The following is a 17,599-nucleotide window of genomic DNA, read 5'->3' on the forward strand; positions in this document are numbered from 1 at the left end:
AAATTTGATTAAATTTTAGCGCGTTTACGGAGTTTTTGGAGGTTAAAACTAGCGCGTCGAATTCTGCCAAATTTACGCTAAATTTATTAAATTTGATCTCATTTAAAACCAGCGTTTTTACGCCCTCAAATTCCAAATTTGACCCGACTAGATAGATCATTTTCGCCCTTAAATTTATGATTTTACGACCGAATTTTATCAAATTTGACGGATTATTTGCGCCTAAATTTTGTAGCGACGCGCGCGGTATTTTGCCAAAAATCCGTCCGAATTCGGTGCTAAATTTAAATGCCGAATTTGATCAAATTTAAGCCCAAAAAGCTTTTAGATGCGGTCTCATCGGCCGCTTGTTTAAGAAATACCAAACGCTAAATTTTAAAAAAACGTAGCCAAAAACTACGCCAAATCTATTTCGCGTCGCGCCTACTTAGATACTCTTTTGCCTTTTGTTTTTAGCGCTTTATACAGCTTGCCGGCGTCCTGTGCGCCGTATTTTTTCACTAGTCCGTTGTGAAAATCGCCCAAATTTTTACTCTCAAACGCGATTTTTCTAATCTCTTGCTTTTTAACCTCGTCTATCTTGATAGAAAGCTGCGTTTTTGCCGCATTTTCGGCTTTATTTTTTGTTTCGTTTTGCGGTGCGTTAGCTTGATTTGATTTTTGCGGCGGACGCTTGTTTGATAAATTTTGCCCTTTTTCCTCCGCTTTAAGATCCTCGCTAGAAGCCTTGGCACTCAAATTTTGCTCCGCATCTTTCGGGTGCTCGGCAGAACCCGGGTCATCGCTCAAATTTGCTTCTGCGGCTTTTTCCTCTTGTAAATTTTCATTATTTGCCGCCGCGTCGTTTTCGCTCTTTAAAGGCTGCGGTTTCTCGGACACTGAATTTTGAGCGATTTGCGAGCGATTTTCTAAATTTTGCTCTTTTGCCCTAGTGCTTTGAGCCTGTAAAGCCTCGCCGCTTAAATTTGACTCGGTTTTTGATTTTTCTAGCTCGTCAAATTTTTGCCCATTGCCTTGCGTTACTGCCTGCGATTTTGTGGGATTTGGCGCTGCGATACGCTTTACTTCGCCTTTTTGCGAATTTTCTAGTTGTGGTTTTTTGTAGATTTTCCTTGCGTCCTCTTTTAGCGCGTTATACACGCCCGCGCCGTTTTTGCTGCCGAATTTTGAGATAATTTTCATATGAAGCTCGCTGAGGCTGCCCGAGTTTCGTATCAATACCTCGATTTCGTCTCGGTTTTCTTCGATGAGCTGCGCCGTATGCGAGCGACTAAAGTCAAATTTGAGTTTATGAAATTTGCCGCCGTTTTTATCTTGTTTATTAAAAAACTCTATCACGTCGTCGTAAAATTTATCGTTGCTGACGATATAGATTTTGCCTTTTTTGCGCGAGAGTTTGCCCATTAAAAACGTAATTATTTTATCGGCATAGTCCTTGTGAGCGCTCTGTAAAAGTATGATTTTTATTTTGATTTTTCGCGCCAAAAACCACGCCAAAACGGAGATGCTTAGCTTTTGTCTATCGTTAGTTACGATATAAATTTTATCTTTTTGTCCTAGCTTTTTTAGCGTCGCTAGATTATCTACGCTTATGTTTTCATCATCTATTATAAATCTTGCCATATATTTCCTAAACGAGTCGGGGCAAGCGCCCCAAGACTCTACATCTTATCTTTTGTCACGATGAGTAACATTTTAAATTTTTCCGGGATCTTTAGTCCGTGCGGGATTTTGCCCGGAAGCACGATGGTATCGCCCTTTTTGATATCAAAATGCTCGTCGCCGATGGTAAGTTTCATCTCGCCGTCAAGCGCTATCAAAAGCGCGTCGCCCGGAGCCGCGTGGGTAGATAGCTGCTGGTCTTTTGAAAACGATAGCAACGACATCGAGCCGTTTTCGTTTTTGACGAGCGTTTTGCTCACGATTTTGCCTTCTTCGTATTCGACTGCGTCCACTAGGCTAAAAATAGCCGCCTTAGGTAAATGATCTATCATTAAGTCCTCCTTAAAATCGATTGAGACGTATTTCGTCGGTTCATTGAAAATTAATTTTCGCCACACTTTTTTCTCTATCAGGCAGGCCTGTTCGCCACCCAGGCGCATCTGTCTTTCGCCGTAGTGCAGGCTCGCGCCGCCCTCGACGACCCATGCGAGGCTGTCGCAAAATAGCATCTCGTGGTCTAGCTCCTCGCCCGTATCGAAAGCAAATACGTCGACGTGAGCGTTCTCGCAATCAAAAATTCTCTTGCTAACGACGCTTTTTGCGACGACTTTCGTATCGGTGTTTAGATTGTAAATTTTACTCATTTTTCTTCCTTTCGTAAATTTACGCGTCATTGTAGCGAAAATTTTTAAGCGATTTGTTGATAAGGGTTATCTCTTTTGGGCGAATTTAAGCCATTTTTTTACAAATTTACGTAAGCCCAGGAAAGCGTCTATCTAGCACCCCTTTGACCTGTTCTAACCAGACCTTTCGCTCAGCTTCGTCACTGTCTGCGACCACTCTAAACATCAGCCGCTCAAAGGTTTTCACGCCACAAAAATCGAAAATACAGCTTTTCCAAATTCTTTCCAGCGGATCGCCGAATATTTCGTCTTCTCTGGTCTCTGGGGTATTGGATGTGTTAAAGACTACGGCGGCTTCAGCTTTTAAAAGTCCTATCGGAAGCCCGCCGCCATTATCGCCCGGCGCAAAATCGTAAGCTACTCCTTGCCTTAGCACGCGATCAATCCAGCCCTTTAGGATGGCTGGCGGCTCGCCCCACCAGTTCGGATGAACGATCACGATACCGTGAGCGCTTACGATATCTTTTTGATGCGCCTTTAACAGCTCGTCGTCGCTTTCGTCGCTCACGAGCTCGGCACCGCTAAGGATCGGGTTAAAATTCTCCTTATATAGATCGTGAAATTTAACCTCGTAGCCGCTATTTTGCAGCTTTTCTGCCGCTACGTTCGCAATAGCCGCATTTAGACTTCTCTCGTAAGGATGCGCTAAAATGATGCAGATTTGCTTCATAATAATTTCAGTCCTTGTTTTCTTAAATTCACTAATCAATTATCGCAAATAATAAAATCATAATACTCTCTAGCCATTTTTTTAGAACGAACTTTAGCTGCTTCAATATCAAAATCTGAATATTCTGAAATAAAAGTTTTAACTTGCTCATATTTTGATTTATTATAAACTTCCCTTTTTTCAATATATTTTAAATCACTAGCATCATTATTTAGTCGAGTCTCCAAACAAATTAGGTTGCCAATCAAGCAAGTATCATTATCTTCTGATTTTTCATTTACAATATGTTCTACGGAAGTATCATCAGAGAAAAAATCCCTTTTCTCAAAATATTGATTAAGCTTCTTTAAAACATATTTGGCCAATACGTTTGTTGGTAAATTTTTTCTTCCACTATACGCCAACCTAACAAAACCCTCTTCAAATTCCTCATACTTCGGCAATTTAGAGTTAAAAGTATCGTAGAGTAATTCATTAAGAATCGTATTTGTACCGCTTTTACTTTGTGTTTTTCTTAACTTGATTGCCAATTTAGAAAAATTGGTCTCATATATATTAGCCTGTTTCTTTGATATATTTGTATATGCGAAAATAAAATTTTCAAGATATTGAATCGCCTTTTTAAAACTTGGAGTTGAAATTAGCTCCCTTTTTTTTATATCTAATAGCGCTAGTAATATAATTCTGCTTTGTACTACATTAAATATACTTCCAAAAGATTGTAGACTTTGAACCAACCATTTATATTCTTGCCTATTACCATGATCTTCTATTTTTGGATTAACAATACTAATATAATTTTTTGACTCTTTTTCTAAATCTTTTAAAAAATCAAGGTATTCATCTTTTTTTATATAAGACTTAAACGAATCATAAAGCTTATTGTTTGTTTCTTTTTTAAATTTAGATATCCAATAATGTCTATAAAAGGTTGCTAAACCTATTGAACCATCTCTGTCTCTTAAAGTTTTTTTAACCCCCTCCCAAACACTTTCTGCATAGCCAATTCCTCCATTTTTATCATTATGCAACTTTTCAAAAACTATGTTTTTAATAAGATCTATACTTGCAAGATTTTTACCTTTAGCATTTAAAATTTCAAAAATCATATATGCACTATCTTTATCACTGGTTACTATAGCGATAAGTTTTGACTCAAGAATTTGATCTCTAACTGCTAGTAAAATCTTCACATAGTCAAAATCTTTAAAGATCAAATTTTGTTCTTTTAATTTCTCACATGATAAATATATATTAAAAAAATCGTAAGTTTGCTTTATGTTTTCTTCTTCCTCTGTTTCTACTTCCGGGATATTGGTTTTTTCTTTAGATTGTACATAACAATCAAAATACGGATATGACGTATCACTGATCAAATGCCTTATGGGTTCGTCATTATCATTAATATCTTTAACATATCTAAAAGTTGCATCAGATAAACCCTTCTCCCCACATTCCATCAATTTATTTGAAATTACTGACAATAATATTGTAATCACAGTTAATCTTTGCTGACCATCAACCACATCTATACTATTCTCGTTAGAATTTCCAGAAAAAACCATAGTTCCAATAAAATACACATTATTAGATAAACTGTCTCCTACCAAATTTATACCACTAATAATATCGTCTATGAATCTTTTATAAAACTGCTTATCCCAAGAATAATCCCTTTGAAAAACGGGTATCCTAAAAGTTGGGTAAGTTTTAAACAGTGTTTTTACATCCATATCTTGTGGAGAAAAATTCATGATTATACCCTTCTAACAATACTCAAATGCTGTTGCATGCCGATATTTTTACCACTATTCCCACTCTATCGTTGCGGGCGGTTTGCTTGAAATGTCGTAAACTACGCGGTTGATGCCGTCTACTTCGTTTATGATGCGGCGAGAGACGTTTTCTAGCAGATCGTACGGCAGGCGCGAGAAACTAGCCGTCATGCCGTCGCTAGCGTCCACTACGCGTATGCACACTGCGTTTTCGTAGGTGCGATTGTCGCCCATTACGCCGACTGAATTTACGTTTAAAAGCACGCAAAACGCTTGCCACGTTTTGTTGTACCAGCCGCTTGATTTTAGCTCGTCGCGCAATATCACGTCGGCTTTGCGTAGTAGCTCAAGGCTTGGCGTATTTACCTCGCCCATTATGCGGATCGCAAGGCCCGGTCCAGGGAATGGATGACGGAACACGAGCTCTCGCGAAAGACCAAGCTCAAGACCGAGTTGACGCACCTCGTCTTTAAAGATTTCCCGTAGCGGCTCGATTAGCTCAAAGCTCATCCAATCGGGCAGCCCGCCCACGTTGTGGTGGCTTTTGATCGTCTTGCTAGATCCCACGACCGAGCTTTCGATTATATCGGTATAAAGCGTGCCTTGGGCTAAAAATTTGACGTTATCGTGCTTTTTGGCCTCTTTTTCAAAAATTTCGATAAAAGTTTCGCCGATTATCTTACGTTTTTTCTCTGGATCCGTTACGCCAGCTAGCCTTTCTAGGAAAGTTTTACTCGCGTCTATGCTAACTAGTTCAACCCCAAGCTTAGTTCTAAAAGTCGCCTCGACCTGCTCGCGCTCGCCCGTTCTAAGTAGTCCGTTATCGACGAAAACCAGGATCAAATTTTGCGGTATCGCAGCAGCTAAAAGCGCGGCGGTAACCGAGCTATCCACGCCTCCGCTAACGGCGCAAAGGACTTTTTTGTTGCCGACCGTTTCTTTGATTTTGGCGATCTGGGTTTTGGCAAAACTGCCCATGTTCCACGTGCTTTCGCACTCGCAGATATATTTGGCGAAATTTTTTAAAATTTGAGTACCAAACTCGCTGTGCTGCACCTCTGGGTGAAACTGCAACGCGTAAAATTTGCGCGTGTCGTCGCCGAATACGCAATAAGGCGAATTTTCGCTCGTCGCCAACGCCTCAAAGCCGTTTGGTAAATTTTTTACGAAGTCGGAGTGACTCATCCAGACGATCTGCTTTTGGGGCAAATCGGTAAAAAGTCGGTGCGCCTTAGTCACGGTTAGCTCGGCCTTGCCGTACTCCTTGTGGGAGGCCGGAGCAACCTGGGCGCCGAATTTGTGCGCCAAAAGCTGCATACCGTAGCAAATGCCTAAAATCGGCAGTTTTAGCTTAAATACGCCCTCGTCGCAAAAATACGCATCAGGAGCATAGACGCTAGCAGGTCCGCCGCTTAGGATTATGCCTTTTGGTTTTTTTGCTTTGATCTCCTCGACCTTGACGTTAAAAGGCAAAATTTCGGTATAAACGCCTTGTTCGCGCAGACGCCTAGCGATTAGTTGGGTGTATTGCGAACCAAAATCCAAAACTATTATCGTGTTATTCATGCCCGCCCTTTAAAAATATAAATGCAAAATTTCAAACTGCACGTACCAAATCGCCACGGATACGACGTAGCCGACTACTACAGTCCAAGCAAGCCTCATATGCGCACCGAAGGTATAGATGCCCTTTAGTTTGCCCATTACGCCAACACCCGCAGCCGAGCCGAAGCTAATCATTGAGCCGCCGATACCGGCAGTTAAGGTAACTAGTAGCCACTGGCTTAAATTTTCGCCCGCATCCGCGCCCATCATAGGATTTGCTTTTAGTACGGCAGACATTACAGGGACGTTATCCACGATAGCAGATAGGAAGCCCACGCCGATATTTACGGTCGTAGCGCCGAATTTATCGTAAAGCGAAACGGCGTAGTTCAAAAATCCGACGAAGTGTAGCGCGCCGACGGCGGCAAGGATACCGAAGAAGAAGAAAAGCGTGTTATTTTCGATCTTTGACATATAGTGAAAGACATGCATCGGCTCTTCGTTTTTATTAGTTTTTTTGTAGATGTAGGTGTAAAGGCTAAGAAGCGAGAAACCAAACATCATGCCCCACATCGCAGGCAGGTGGAAAAGCTGGTGCATCATAACGGCCGAAAATATCGTAAATGCGCCAAGTCCAATGACGACTTTGCCGCCTTTTTTGATGCTTACTTTAGGCTCTGTCGCAGGGTCAAAGTGCGGACTACCCTCAGGCACGACGCGCGCTAGCAAAAACGCCGTAACCAGCCAGCCGATAAACGAAGCCGGGAAAAGCGCGAAAAAGTCGATAAACGGAGCCTTGCCCGCAGCCCAAGCCATCAGAGTCGTTATATCGCCGAACGGACTCCATGCGCCGCCTGCGTTTGCGGCGACGACGATGTTTATCGCTCCAGCGACTAGGAAATTTACGTTATTTTTATCTATCGTTAAAAGAACGGTAGAAAGGATAAGAGCGGTAGTTAGGTTATCGGCGACTGGGCTAATGAAAAACGCCAAAACGCCCGTTAGCCAAAATAGCTTTTTATACGTGTAGCCCTTTGAGACGAGGTTGTATTTTAGCGCGTTAAACACGTCCCGCTCTATAAGCGCCTCGATATAAGTCATCGCGACCATGAGGAAAAATACGATCTGCGAAATCTCTAAAATCAGGTGATTTACCTCATTTTGCAACGAATGTACGTCTAGGCCGTTTGCCAGCATATAAAAGCCGATGAGCAAGAACATAAAAGTGCCGATAAATATGGCCGGTTTGGCCTTATCCATATGAAAATTTTCCTCCGTTGCGATGAAAAAATATCCCACGACGAAAATAATGAGGCATGCTATACCCACCCACGTAGTCGTTAAATTTAACGCCTCGCCCGCAGCGTCGCCGCTACCGAAAGCAAGCGCGAAAAACAGACCCAGAAGTCCGACGATCTTCATTTACTCTCCTTGATTTATAGTTTATTTATCTTTTCGGTTTTGCTGTTTGAGGGCCCAGACGGCTCTTCGTAGAACGGATCGCCCTTGTGGCCGCAGCCTGCTATAAAAATTAACAAAAAAAATGCTAAAATCGCCTTATGAAAGACGCTAAGACTATTATTCGACATATTGTTGATAATCCTTTTTATAAAGAGTTAAAAAACCGTAGCGAATGCGGGGAATTTTTACGGCTTTTAAGCCTAAATCATCGCAGGCTCATCGCCTTTTGCTACGAGAAAAACGGCGTTTTGTTTTTCGCCCTGTTTCATCCGTTAGGACTTCAGGAATTAAAAAGCGATAGTAGTATAAAAATGTTAAAAGGCTTATTAAAAATTTATTCTAGCGTAAATTTTGACGGCAGGCTCGCTCGCGTAACGGACGTTAAATTTTTTGTGACAAAGCATTTAAAATTTAAAAAAGCGACCGACCCATACGAAAAAAAGCGAATTTTTACTTACACGGAGCCTGCTAAAGGCGAGTTTGTAAATTTAGCCAAAAGCGAGCAGATTTTTGAGGGATTTGAAAAAATTCGCCTTGCTATAAAGCAAAATTTAGCTAAAGAATCGAGCGGGGCGCGATGAAGCGAGATAAAATAGAGCGAAATTTAGGCGCAGAGCACGCAAGCGCAGGGCTTTTAATTTATAAAAACTATATGGCGCAAACCTCGTCAAATTTAACCGCACAAAGCAAAAGCGTAAATTTACCGACGGGAGCCAAATTTTGCTAATCGACGAGATCCGCTCGCTGCCCGCCCAGCCCGGCGTTTATCAGTATTTCGACAAGGCGGGCAAGCTTCTTTACGTCGGCAAGGCTAAAGTTTTAAAAAACCGCGTCAAAAGCTACTTTTCATTTACGCCAAGTCTCGCCCCCTCGCCCAAGGTCAGCCCGCGCATCCACAAGATGATCAGCGAGGCCGTACACCTCGAGTATATCGTCACTCCCAGCGAAGCCGACGCGCTGATACTGGAAAACTCCTTCATCAAGCAGCTAAGGCCCAAATACAACATCTTGCTGCGCGACGATAAGACCTATCCCTACATCTACGTAAATTTGGACGAGAATTTTCCGCGCTTTGAGATCACGCGCAAGATCGTCCGCGGCAAAAACGTCAAGTATTTCGGCCCGTATTTTCGCGGCGCGCGCGAGCTTTTAGATGCGCTGAGACTAAGCTTTAAACTCGTGCAAAGCAAAAGCGCGCTCAAGGCCACGGGCGCATATCTGCCCTATCAAATCGGTTACTCCGAGGCCCCTCTCATCAGCAAAATTTCGCCCGCAGACTACGCCAAGGTCGTAGAGGGCGCGATCGCGGCGCTAAATAATCCGCTTTCTATGCTGCCAAAGCTAATAAATTTGATGAACAAATACGCCCAAAACGAAAACTACGAACAAGCCGCCCTCGTGCGCGATAAAATCAATGCGATCAAGGATCTGGACGTCAAAATCGAGGTCGATCTAGCTAAGCTTGAAGACTTTGAGGTTTTTGCCGTGGGTGCGGAGCAAAATTTGCTTTGCGCGGTGCGTTTTAGCGTGCACGGCGGCAAAATTAGCGGCGTGTATCAAAATATCACGAACGCCAAAATGAGCTCGCAAGGCGATCTAAACGACGCGTACAAACAAATCGTTTTAGAGAGCTTTCCAGCTGGTGCGCCCGTCGTGAGTGCGAAAATTTACGCGCTAGAAGCATTTGAGGACGCAAGCCTCGTAGAGGAGATCTTGACCGCTCGTCACGGCCGTAAATTTAGCATCTCAGTCCCTAAAATCGGCGAGAAAAAGCGCATCTGCGAGATGGCGCTAACAAACGCGCAGGTCTTTATCCAAAAATACCTAAAAACCCACGACGACGCGTTTTTGGACGAGCTAAAAGAGTATTTCGGCCTCGCATGCGCGCCGTACGTTATCGAGACTTTTGACAACTCGCACATGTTCGGCGCGGCCGCGGTCGGCGCGATGGTGCGCTTTGAGCACGGAAGCTTCGCCAAAGAGCACTACCGCCACATGCACCTCTCCCACGCAAACGACTACGATCAGATGCGCCAGATGCTCACAGAGCGCGCTTTGCGGTTTGACAAGCTTAGTCCGCCCGATCTCTGGCTCATCGACGGCGGTCAGGCGCTGCTGGATCTTGCTACGGATATCATCGCTAGTAGCGGCGCAAACGTCGATATACTCGCCATCTCAAAAGAAAAAATAGACGCCAAGGCCCACCGCGCAAAAGGCGGCGCGAGGGATAAAATTTACGCTAGCAGCGGCGTATTTACGCTACCGACGGGCGATAGACGGCTTCAGTTTTTCCAGCGACTTCGCGACGAAGCGCACCGATTTGCCATTACCTTTCATCAAAAAACCAAGCGCAAGGAGGATCTGGGCGCTAGCAAGCTAGCAGACGCGGGCGTATCGGCGGGAAGTATCGCAAAGCTCGTTAAATTTTACGGCAGCTTTGAAGCGATAATGACCGCAACAAGCGAAGAGATCGAAAAGGTGACGAATAGGAGCGTGGCAGCCAAGATCGAGCAGCTAAAAGAGAGTGAAATTTGATGAAATTTGGGGCTTATTTTGTAAAATCCGCCCTGAAATTTGAGCCAAATTTGACGCGTTCGTTTTCGTCAAATTTGAAAGCGCAAATTTAACTCCCCGCTCTTGGATAAATTTCGCCGTAGTTATTCGCAAATCAACCCGTCAAATTTGACGCAAAAAGCGATCAAATTTGCGCACTAAACGTAAAATTTAAGCGAGCGATTACGTAGCGCAAATTTAAATTCCGCGCCGCCGCCAAGGTCTGCTTCGGCAAATTTAGCGTTTTGCCGCTTTTTCTATCGCTTCCGCCGCTTCGCAGCCCTCATTCCAGCCGTAGGCGCATGCCTTTTGCAGATAGTTTTTTGCGCGAGCCACGTCTTTTTCGCCGAGCATCGCGTTGTAGTAGAGTACGCCCAGATTAAAGCACGACATCCCGTCCTTTGCCTCGCAGGATTTGCGCCAGATTTCGCCTGCTTTTTGCGTGTCTTTTTTGACGCCGAGCCCCTGCTCGTAAAGCGAGCCTAAATTTGCGCAACCTAGTAGATAGCCGCTATCGCAGGCTTTTTTATAGAGCAAGACAGCCTTTGGTTCGTCCTTTTTAACCCCTTCGCCTTTACGGTACGCTACGCCCAAATTTACGCAGGCGCGCACGTACTCCCCGTCGCACGCCTTTTTAAACAGCGCGAACGCCTTTTCGTAGTTTTTGTCCAGGTCGCACTCCTCAAGCTTGATGCCGATGTAGGCAAGGCCTAAGTTGTCGCAGCTCTCAAAATCGCCCGCGTCGCAGCTTTTTTGCAGTCCGTTTACGTCGCAAGGCGCTTTGTCCTCTGCCAAATCGCGCTCGCTCGCGCAAGAAACAAAAACCGTAATAAAGACTAAAAATACAATTTTTCTCATCGTTACCTCCGTGCGTTCGTTAAATTTAGCTCCGCAAGATCATTAGTTTTGATACGAACCGGTAAATTTACGCGCTTAAACAGGGCGGTTTTTGCCGTGCCCTAGCTAGCAAAGACGGCGCTAAAAGCGCGATCAAAAACTAAATTTAAGCAAGCCGGTAAATCTCAGTCGGCTAACTCCAAATCAGTCCAAGCGCTACGCAAACCAAGCCGCTAAACGTCAAAATCCCAAATGTGCGCAAACGGCCGAAAAAAATTAGACCCATAAATTTGCTCTGGATTTTAATCCCAAACGAGCTTGCACGGTAAAGCTTTTATCACCCTAGCCGTTAAAAAATCAAAGCAAAATCCAAATAAATAGGCGGGTAATTCAGGCTAAATTTATGCTTTTTTGCCCTTTTTTTTGCTCTTTTTATCGCTCTCTTCTTCGCCCTTAAACCAGCCTTTTATCTTGTCAAAAATGCCTTCTTCCTCTTCATGCATCGCTTCGCCGCTTTGCACGCCGAAGCTTTCTTGTAGCTTGCGTAGTAGCGAAATTTGCTCTTCGTTTAGCTCTTTTGGCGTTTTTATCGCGATTTGCGCTACAAGCCTGCCGTAGCGCTTGGTATTTACGTTTTTTACCCCGAGCCCGTCAAATACGAACTGCTGCTTATCTTTTGCGCCCACGGGCAGCTTTAGCTCGGTCGTACCCTTTAGCGTCGGTATCGTGACCGTTTCGCCCAGGATAGCTTGCGTGAAAAATACCGGAATCTCGATATAAACGTCGTTTTCGTGACGCACGAAGCGCTCGTCGGGCTCAACCTCGATATATACGTATAAATCGCCCCTACTCTCGTCTACGGAGACGTTACCCTTACCGCTTACGCGCATACGCATGCCGTCGTCGATGCCTTCAGGGACGTTTATCTTGACGTTTTGGCGCTCCTCTTTGTATCCGCTACCGTCGCATTCGCCGCACTTGTCGCTAACGGTCTCGCCGCTACCGCCGCAATACGGACACTCCTGCGCAAAGCTCATAAATCCTCTTTGCTGCACTATACGCCCTCTGCCCTCGCAGTGCGGGCAAATGTGCGTTTTGCCGTCTTTAGAACCAGTGCCTTTGCAGGTTTTGCACGGTTTTTTTATCGTAAATTCTACCTCTTTTTCCGCACCGAAAACCGCTTCGTTAAATTTTATTTTTAAGGCTATTTCCAAATCAAGCGGATATTTGTCGATGCTTCTTTTACGGCTTTGCGAGCTTGATCTAAATCCGCCGCCGAAAAACGAGTTAAATATATCGCCCAGATCGATATCCGCGCCAAATCCCGCAGAACTAAATCCGCCCCTGCCCTCAAGCCCCGCCTTGCCGTATCTATCGTATATCGCGCGCTTTTGCTCGTCGCCTAGCACCTGATAGGCTTCGTTTACTTTTTTAAATTTTTCTTCGGCGTCTTTATCGCCTTGATTGCGGTCCGGATGGTACTTTAGGGCAAGCTTTCTAAATGCTTTTTTTATGGTTTCGGAGTCGCTTTTTTTTGATTTTTGAAAAAATTATTATTATTATATTTACACAAAAAAAACAAAAAATAATTTTATTTAATTGGCGATTTTATTATAATTTATATATTTAAAGGGGCGATTTTAGCTTATTATTTCTAAAATTTCAAAGCAAGGGAGAATTTTAAACGAGATTAGTAAATTTAGACGAAAATTTAACATTTTTTGGTTATAATCATTTTCGTTAAATCTATATTGAAAGGCCTAAAATGATTAATGTTTTAATGATTGAAGACGATCCGGAATTCGCGCAAATTCTATCCGAGTATTTGAGCGATTTTAATATCAAAGTAACAAATTTCGAAGACCCGTATCTAGGACTAAGCGCCGGGATTAAAAATTTCGATTTACTTATCCTAGACCTTACGCTACCCGGTATGGACGGGCTTGAGGTTTGCAAGGAAATTCGTAGCAAATACAACATCCCTATCATCATCTCCTCGGCTCGAAGCGATATCAGCGATAAGGTAGTGGGTTTACAGCTAGGCGCGGACGATTATCTGCCAAAACCGTACGATCCAAAAGAGATGTACGCGCGCATCATGAGCCTAATCCGCCGCTACAAAAAGAGCAACGAAGTACAAGAAGAAGCGGTCGAGACGCTATTTAGGATAGACGAGCGCAGGCATGAGATCTACTACAACAACGAAAGCCTCACGCTAACGCCGGCAGAATATGAAATTTTAAGCTATCTCATAAAGCAACACAGCTTTTCGGTATCCAGAGAGCAACTTGTTTATAACTGCAAAAGCTTAAAAGACAAGGACTCAAAAAGCTTAGACGTCATCATCGGCAGACTAAGAACAAAGATCGGCGACAGCTCAAAAGCGCCTAAGCATATATTTTCGGTACGCGGCATAGGCTATAAACTCATAGGATGAGATACTCCTTAACGACGAAAATTTCGGTAGTTTTCGCCATCGCGCTGACGCTAGTTTGCGTTTTGTTTTATACTTTTGCCAGCATACAGCTAGATAATACTCTAGACAAGATAAAGCAAAAGCAGCTAAGCGCGATAAACTATCTCGTCGCATCGTTTGAAAAATCAAATCCTCCTAGCGATTTGACGGTTTATTTTAAAAATTTCGGGCTTACCTACGTTAAAAACGATAAATTTGCCGCCGATATCACAAACGGCGGCAAAGTAGTCTTCGCCAAGCAAACCCCGCTGGGGCTTTTTCAGTCGCTGCTTTTTCAGGACGGACTTTATCTGCATATCAAAAATACGTCGTTTCAAATTTTACTCGAAAGCGACGACGCTAAAAACATAAACGACCCGATATGGGTGGGCTTTATCCTCACGACGGCGCTTTTAGTATCGCTTTACGTTTCGGTGATGAACTCGCTGATGCCGCTAAAAAAATTAAGCTCCGACATCAGGAAATTCGGCGCCGGAAATATGGACGTAAATATAGCCAAACCCGACTCCAACGACGAAATAGCCAAAGTCGCGATAGAATTTGACGCCGCAGCTAGCAAGATAAAAGAGCTGATTCGCTCGCGCCAGCTTTTTTTGCGCACGATAATGCACGAGCTAAAAACGCCCATCGGCAAAGGCCGCATAGTATCGGAAATGGTACAGAGTCAAACGCAAAAAAGCCGCCTGATAGCGATATTTGAACGGCTTGATATGCTCATAAACGAGTTTGGCAAGATCGAGCAGCTTCTATCTAAAAGCTACGCACTAAACTATCAGGAGTCCTACTTTTCAAATATCTTGGATCAGGCGCGCGATATGCTGATGATGGAAAAATTCGAAGAAAAAGTAAGCGTCGATATCAGGCAAGACGTCTTACTGCGCGTAGATTTCGCGCTGTTTTCGCTAGCGATCAAAAACCTCATCGATAACGCGCTAAAATACGCCGACGACAAAAAGGCGCAGGTTATCTGCGACAAAGACGGCATCGTCGTAAAAAATCTCGGCGAGCCGCTACAAAAGCCCATCGAGTATTATTTGCAAGCCTTTATCCGCGAAAAAGACAACAAAAGCGGCGGCATGGGGCTAGGCCTCTACATCATCGACCACATCTGCCAGATGCATAAATTTAGCCTAAAATACTCCTACGAAGACGGCTACCACGCGTTTAAAATCTGCACCAAGCCAAAAGAAAACGTTGAAGAAGGAAAGCGTTGAAGAAGGGGCTTGAGAAATTTAATGAACTAGTCGCGGCCTTCGAGCGGTTACCGGGCGTGGGTAAAAAATCAGCCCAGCGCTACGCCTATCACGTCTGCCTAAAAGATAACTTAGGCGGACTAAAACTAGCCCAAAGCATCGAGGACGCCGTAAGATTTACGGGTAAATGTCAAATTTGCGGCGGGCTTAGCGAGGATGAGATTTGCGACGTTTGCAGCGACGAGACTCGCGACAGTGAGCTACTAGCCGTCGTCGAAAGTCCAAAAGATATCCTGGTTTTCGAGCAAAGCGCGATATACCGAGGTCGCTACTTCGTGCTAGAAGAGATAACGCAGACACAAACCGAAAAACTACGCGAAATCATCCGCCAAAACGGCGTAACCGAGATTATCTTCGCGCTAACGCCGGGACTTAGCAGCGACGCGGTGATGGTCTTTATCGAAGACAAGCTAAGCGATTTGGGCGTTAAATTTAGCAAGATAGCCCAAGGCGTACCCACAGGCGTAAATCTCGAAAACATCGACCTTCTGTCGCTTATGAAAGCGCTTGATAGTAGAACCGAGCTATAAATTTACCGGTGACACCTCGCAAAATTCGGTATCAAACTCTTAAAAATTTAGTCTTTAATCTCGTGATTTTATTTGCGCCGTTAAATTTGCGCTTAGCTTTCTTAAAATAGACAAACTCGGCCAAGCCGCTAGCGACTGTAAATTTTCGGGCGAGGTTTTGCGAATTTCGTCTACGTCTCATTTAAATTTAAGCGACTCTAAGTAAGCCGTCCGCACACCGCCTAGGTTTGCCGCATGCCGTTTAGCGCAAATTTTAGCCGCGGCGCGCCGAATTTGGCGATAAATTTGTATCTAAGCCCCGCGTGATTTAAGCACGCAACCCGTACTTGTCGGTTTATTTTCGGCCGCCCACTTCGCCAAAGTTAAATTTACCGCCGCGCTGTCGTAAGTTTTCTAAATTTGAGTTCGCCCCGCCGCTGCCGAGTTTGCCGTTTAAATTTAATCTTTAGCCGATTTTTGGGTAAAACGAGTCGTCGCGGACGGCGAGTAAATTTAACTCGCGAGTTTGGATCTTTACGGACAAACGACCTACAAAACGCTAGCAAATCTAAAAATAAACCAGCTGCGATTTGCCTTGTTTGCGTTTTAGCCTTACTTGGCGGCGAAGTTAAATTTTAGCAAATTTACTCATCTGCGGCTACGCTAACGAAAAGAAATACGAGCCTTTTAAATCGGCAAGGACCGGGCATGGCTTTAGCTTAATTACTCGCCGACTGCTTTGCCCGGGCGAGGCTAAAACCAAACTCGCGCGGTAATCAAATTTAATCTTTCCGCCCTCGCAAATCCTAACCAAAGCGCCGCAAAAATAATCCAAATCATAGCAAATCAAAATTTAATGCCCGCTCTAAACCGATTCGTTTACGGGACGCAAGGTTTAACCAAATACGCGGCAAAACCCTAAATTTATCGCGATTTAGCATAAAAACTCAAAGCAAATCAAAGGTCCGCAAAACCGCAAGCTAAAATCTAATCCCAAATGCCGCGTCAAAATGCCCGCTACTAGACGGCGCAAAAGCGCGCATACGAAATAGCAAAAGATTAAAAACGCAAAATTAAAAAGGATAGCCGCCCCGTTAAAACGGGGCGACGAGAGGTTATTTTGTAGTTTTTTGGATATACGAGAACTCGGAAATTTTCGTCCACTCGCGAGCCTTAGCCAAAAACGCTCTTTGAGAGTCCAAAATCTCCTTAAATAGCGGATCTTTGGCCGCTTCTTCGTCTAGGATCTCGTCGCTTGCTTTTCTAAGCGCGTCCATGACGTCTTGCGGGAACGAGCGAACCTCGATATCGGGATACTCCGCTTTCATCTTCGCCCAGTATTCGGCATTATCGAAGAACGAGCGGCTATTTAGCATGCTAGCTACCTCGTTAGCCGCAGCCTCGATCACGGCCTGAAGGTCGGCAGGTAGCTTCTCGTAGGTCTTTTTATTTACGAAAAACTGAGTCTGACCGCTCGGCTCTTGCCAGCCTGTGTAGTAGTATTTAGCGATCTTGTGAAAGCCAAGACCCATATCAAACGCAGGGCTCACCCACTCGACCGAGTCGATCGTGCCCATCTCTAGCGCCATGTATAGCTCGCCGGTCGGGATAGTGTTTATCGTCGCTCCTACGCGCGCCATAACCTCGCCGCCAAAGCCGGGGATCCTGATCTTTAGGCCCTTTAGATCGTCTACGCTTTTGATCTCTTTTTTAAACCAACCACCCATTTGCGTGCCGGTATCTCCCGCAAGGAAAACTTTGATATTATATTTGTCGAATACCTTTTCCTCTAGCTGCTTGCCGCCGCCGAATTCATACCATGCGCGTAGCTCAGTCGCGGTCATACCAAAAGGCACGGCGGTAAAAAACATAGTGTTTGCGTCCTTGCCCTTGTAGTAGTATGATGCAGTGTAGCCGATATCGTACTGGCCGCCTTTTACGAAGTCTAGGATACCAAACGGGGATTTGTGCTTAGAGGGATAGTCTATCCTCACCTCTAGTCTACCGTCGCTTAGCGTCTCGACGACGCGCTTAAATTCTTTTGCCGCATCGCCCAAAACGGGCGTAGTGCCCTCCCAAGTGCTAGCTAGCTTTAGCTTGTAGGTCTTGTCCGCGGCATTTGCGCCAAGCGCTAGGCCAAAAACGGCTAAGAGTGCTAAAAACTTTTTCATTTTT

At 44.4% G+C, this 17,599-nt stretch carries 15 protein-coding genes and 2 pseudogenes; 6 read left to right on the forward strand and 11 right to left on the reverse strand.

Translation table 11 applies throughout. The annotated features are described in order from the left end of the window. The 7 genes and pseudogenes from RYL88_RS02495 to nhaD all read right to left on the reverse strand — a co-directional run. Positions 1–160 (reverse strand): annotated as a pseudogene (locus tag RYL88_RS02495) (uroporphyrinogen-III synthase); the annotation flags it as partial. Positions 161–423: 263 nt separating this feature from the next. Next, positions 424–1,623, reverse strand: coding sequence for a PIN domain-containing protein (locus tag RYL88_RS02500; RefSeq protein WP_314988825.1), 1,200 nt, complete (start codon positions 1,621–1,623; stop codon positions 424–426). 38 nt (positions 1,624–1,661) lie between these two features. Beyond that, positions 1,662–2,306, reverse strand: coding sequence for a cupin domain-containing protein (locus RYL88_RS02505; RefSeq protein WP_314988826.1), 645 nt, complete (start codon positions 2,304–2,306; stop codon positions 1,662–1,664). 106 nt (positions 2,307–2,412) lie between these two features. Beyond that, the gene (locus tag RYL88_RS02510; RefSeq protein WP_314988827.1) at positions 2,413–3,015 is read right to left on the reverse strand and encodes an NAD(P)H-dependent oxidoreductase; all 603 of its coding nucleotides are present in this window, start codon (positions 3,013–3,015) and stop codon (positions 2,413–2,415) included. A gap of 35 nt (positions 3,016–3,050) precedes the next feature. Next, positions 3,051–4,769, reverse strand: coding sequence for a DUF262 domain-containing protein (locus RYL88_RS02515; protein WP_314988828.1), 1,719 nt, complete (start codon positions 4,767–4,769; stop codon positions 3,051–3,053). Between the two features lie 54 nt (positions 4,770–4,823). Continuing rightward, on the reverse strand, positions 4,824–6,356 hold the full coding sequence (gene guaA / locus RYL88_RS02520) for a glutamine-hydrolyzing GMP synthase (RefSeq protein WP_314988829.1): 1,533 nt from the start codon (positions 6,354–6,356) through the stop codon (positions 4,824–4,826). A 9-nt stretch (positions 6,357–6,365) separates the two neighbouring features. After that, complete coding sequence (nhaD, locus tag RYL88_RS02525; protein ID WP_314390478.1) at positions 6,366–7,757, reverse strand: sodium:proton antiporter NhaD; 1,392 nt, start codon at positions 7,755–7,757, stop codon at positions 6,366–6,368. Between the two features lie 137 nt (positions 7,758–7,894). On the opposite strand from nhaD, the gene RYL88_RS02530 reads away from it, so the two are divergent. From RYL88_RS02530 to uvrC, 3 genes are read left to right on the forward strand one after another with little or no spacing between them, the layout of a single operon-like run. After that, positions 7,895–8,377 carry a hypothetical protein gene (locus RYL88_RS02530; RefSeq protein WP_314988830.1) on the forward strand — a complete coding sequence of 161 codons (483 nt, stop codon included), beginning with the start codon at positions 7,895–7,897 and terminating at the stop codon, positions 8,375–8,377. Next, positions 8,374–8,523, forward strand: coding sequence for a hypothetical protein (locus RYL88_RS02535; protein WP_314988831.1), 150 nt, complete (start codon positions 8,374–8,376; stop codon positions 8,521–8,523). Before RYL88_RS02530 ends, RYL88_RS02535 begins: the two co-directional genes overlap by 4 nt. Beyond that, entirely contained in the window at positions 8,517–10,331 is a 1,815-nt protein-coding gene (uvrC, locus tag RYL88_RS02540; RefSeq protein WP_314988832.1) for an excinuclease ABC subunit UvrC, read from the forward strand. The genes RYL88_RS02535 and uvrC overlap by 7 nt, the downstream gene beginning before the upstream one ends. Here the strand turns inward: uvrC and RYL88_RS02545 are convergent. The 3 genes and pseudogenes from RYL88_RS02545 to dnaJ all read right to left on the reverse strand — a co-directional run. Beyond that, positions 10,311–10,463 (reverse strand): hypothetical protein, encoded by a 153-nt coding sequence (locus tag RYL88_RS02545; protein WP_314988833.1) that lies wholly within the window; start codon positions 10,461–10,463, stop codon positions 10,311–10,313. The two genes, uvrC and RYL88_RS02545, sit on opposite strands and share 21 nt — an antisense overlap. 123 nt (positions 10,464–10,586) lie before the next feature. Further along, positions 10,587–11,207 (reverse strand): tetratricopeptide repeat protein, encoded by a 621-nt coding sequence (locus RYL88_RS02550; RefSeq protein ID WP_314988834.1) that lies wholly within the window; start codon positions 11,205–11,207, stop codon positions 10,587–10,589. 380 nt (positions 11,208–11,587) lie between these two features. Then, positions 11,588–12,724: pseudogene (dnaJ, locus tag RYL88_RS02555) on the reverse strand (molecular chaperone DnaJ); the annotation flags it as partial. A gap of 227 nt (positions 12,725–12,951) precedes the next feature. Here dnaJ and RYL88_RS02560 point away from each other — a divergent pair. Genes RYL88_RS02560 through recR form a run of 3 tightly spaced genes read left to right on the forward strand, consistent with a single transcriptional unit; the run spans position 12,952 to position 15,445 of the window. Then, positions 12,952–13,623: a response regulator transcription factor gene (locus tag RYL88_RS02560; protein ID WP_295142213.1), complete on the forward strand. Its 672-nt coding sequence runs from the start codon at positions 12,952–12,954 to the stop codon at positions 13,621–13,623. Beyond that, positions 13,620–14,876 (forward strand): ArsS family sensor histidine kinase, encoded by a 1,257-nt coding sequence (locus RYL88_RS02565; protein WP_297969144.1) that lies wholly within the window; start codon positions 13,620–13,622, stop codon positions 14,874–14,876. The genes RYL88_RS02560 and RYL88_RS02565 overlap by 4 nt, the downstream gene beginning before the upstream one ends. Next, a complete protein-coding gene (gene recR / locus RYL88_RS02570; RefSeq protein ID WP_295142219.1) occupies positions 14,873–15,445 on the forward strand; it encodes a recombination mediator RecR in 573 nt (190 codons plus the stop codon). Before RYL88_RS02565 ends, recR begins: the two co-directional genes overlap by 4 nt. A gap of 1,094 nt (positions 15,446–16,539) precedes the next feature. On the opposite strand, the gene RYL88_RS02575 is transcribed toward recR, so the two are convergent. After that, the gene (locus RYL88_RS02575) at positions 16,540–17,595 is read right to left on the reverse strand and encodes a TRAP transporter substrate-binding protein (RefSeq protein ID WP_297969147.1); all 1,056 of its coding nucleotides are present in this window, start codon (positions 17,593–17,595) and stop codon (positions 16,540–16,542) included. Between the last annotated feature and the right edge of the window lie 4 nt (positions 17,596–17,599).

It is taken from the genome of uncultured Campylobacter sp. (assembly GCF_963517995.1).
GTDB lineage: Bacteria > Campylobacterota > Campylobacteria > Campylobacterales > Campylobacteraceae > Campylobacter_A.

What these genes read in the sequence shown, in the direction of transcription:
- RYL88_RS02510 (WP_314988827.1), bottom strand. Translation starts at nt 3,015, where the DNA reads ATGAAGCAAATCTGCATCATTTTAGCGCATCCTTACGAGAGAAGTCTA.
- RYL88_RS02535 (WP_314988831.1), top strand. Translation starts at nt 8,374, where the DNA reads ATGAAGCGAGATAAAATAGAGCGAAATTTAGGCGCAGAGCACGCAAGC.
- RYL88_RS02575 (WP_297969147.1), bottom strand. Translation starts at nt 17,595, where the DNA reads ATGAAAAAGTTTTTAGCACTCTTAGCCGTTTTTGGCCTAGCGCTTGGC.
- RYL88_RS02550 (WP_314988834.1), bottom strand. Translation starts at nt 11,207, where the DNA reads ATGAGAAAAATTGTATTTTTAGTCTTTATTACGGTTTTTGTTTCTTGC.
- RYL88_RS02515 (WP_314988828.1), bottom strand. Translation starts at nt 4,769, where the DNA reads ATGAATTTTTCTCCACAAGATATGGATGTAAAAACACTGTTTAAAACT.
- RYL88_RS02505 (WP_314988826.1), bottom strand. Translation starts at nt 2,306, where the DNA reads ATGAGTAAAATTTACAATCTAAACACCGATACGAAAGTCGTCGCAAAA.
- RYL88_RS02560 (WP_295142213.1), top strand. Translation starts at nt 12,952, where the DNA reads ATGATTAATGTTTTAATGATTGAAGACGATCCGGAATTCGCGCAAATT.
- nhaD (WP_314390478.1), bottom strand. Translation starts at nt 7,757, where the DNA reads ATGAAGATCGTCGGACTTCTGGGTCTGTTTTTCGCGCTTGCTTTCGGT.
- RYL88_RS02500 (WP_314988825.1), bottom strand. Translation starts at nt 1,623, where the DNA reads ATGGCAAGATTTATAATAGATGATGAAAACATAAGCGTAGATAATCTA.
- guaA (WP_314988829.1), bottom strand. Translation starts at nt 6,356, where the DNA reads ATGAATAACACGATAATAGTTTTGGATTTTGGTTCGCAATACACCCAA.
- RYL88_RS02530 (WP_314988830.1), top strand. Translation starts at nt 7,895, where the DNA reads ATGAAAGACGCTAAGACTATTATTCGACATATTGTTGATAATCCTTTT.
- RYL88_RS02565 (WP_297969144.1), top strand. Translation starts at nt 13,620, where the DNA reads ATGAGATACTCCTTAACGACGAAAATTTCGGTAGTTTTCGCCATCGCG.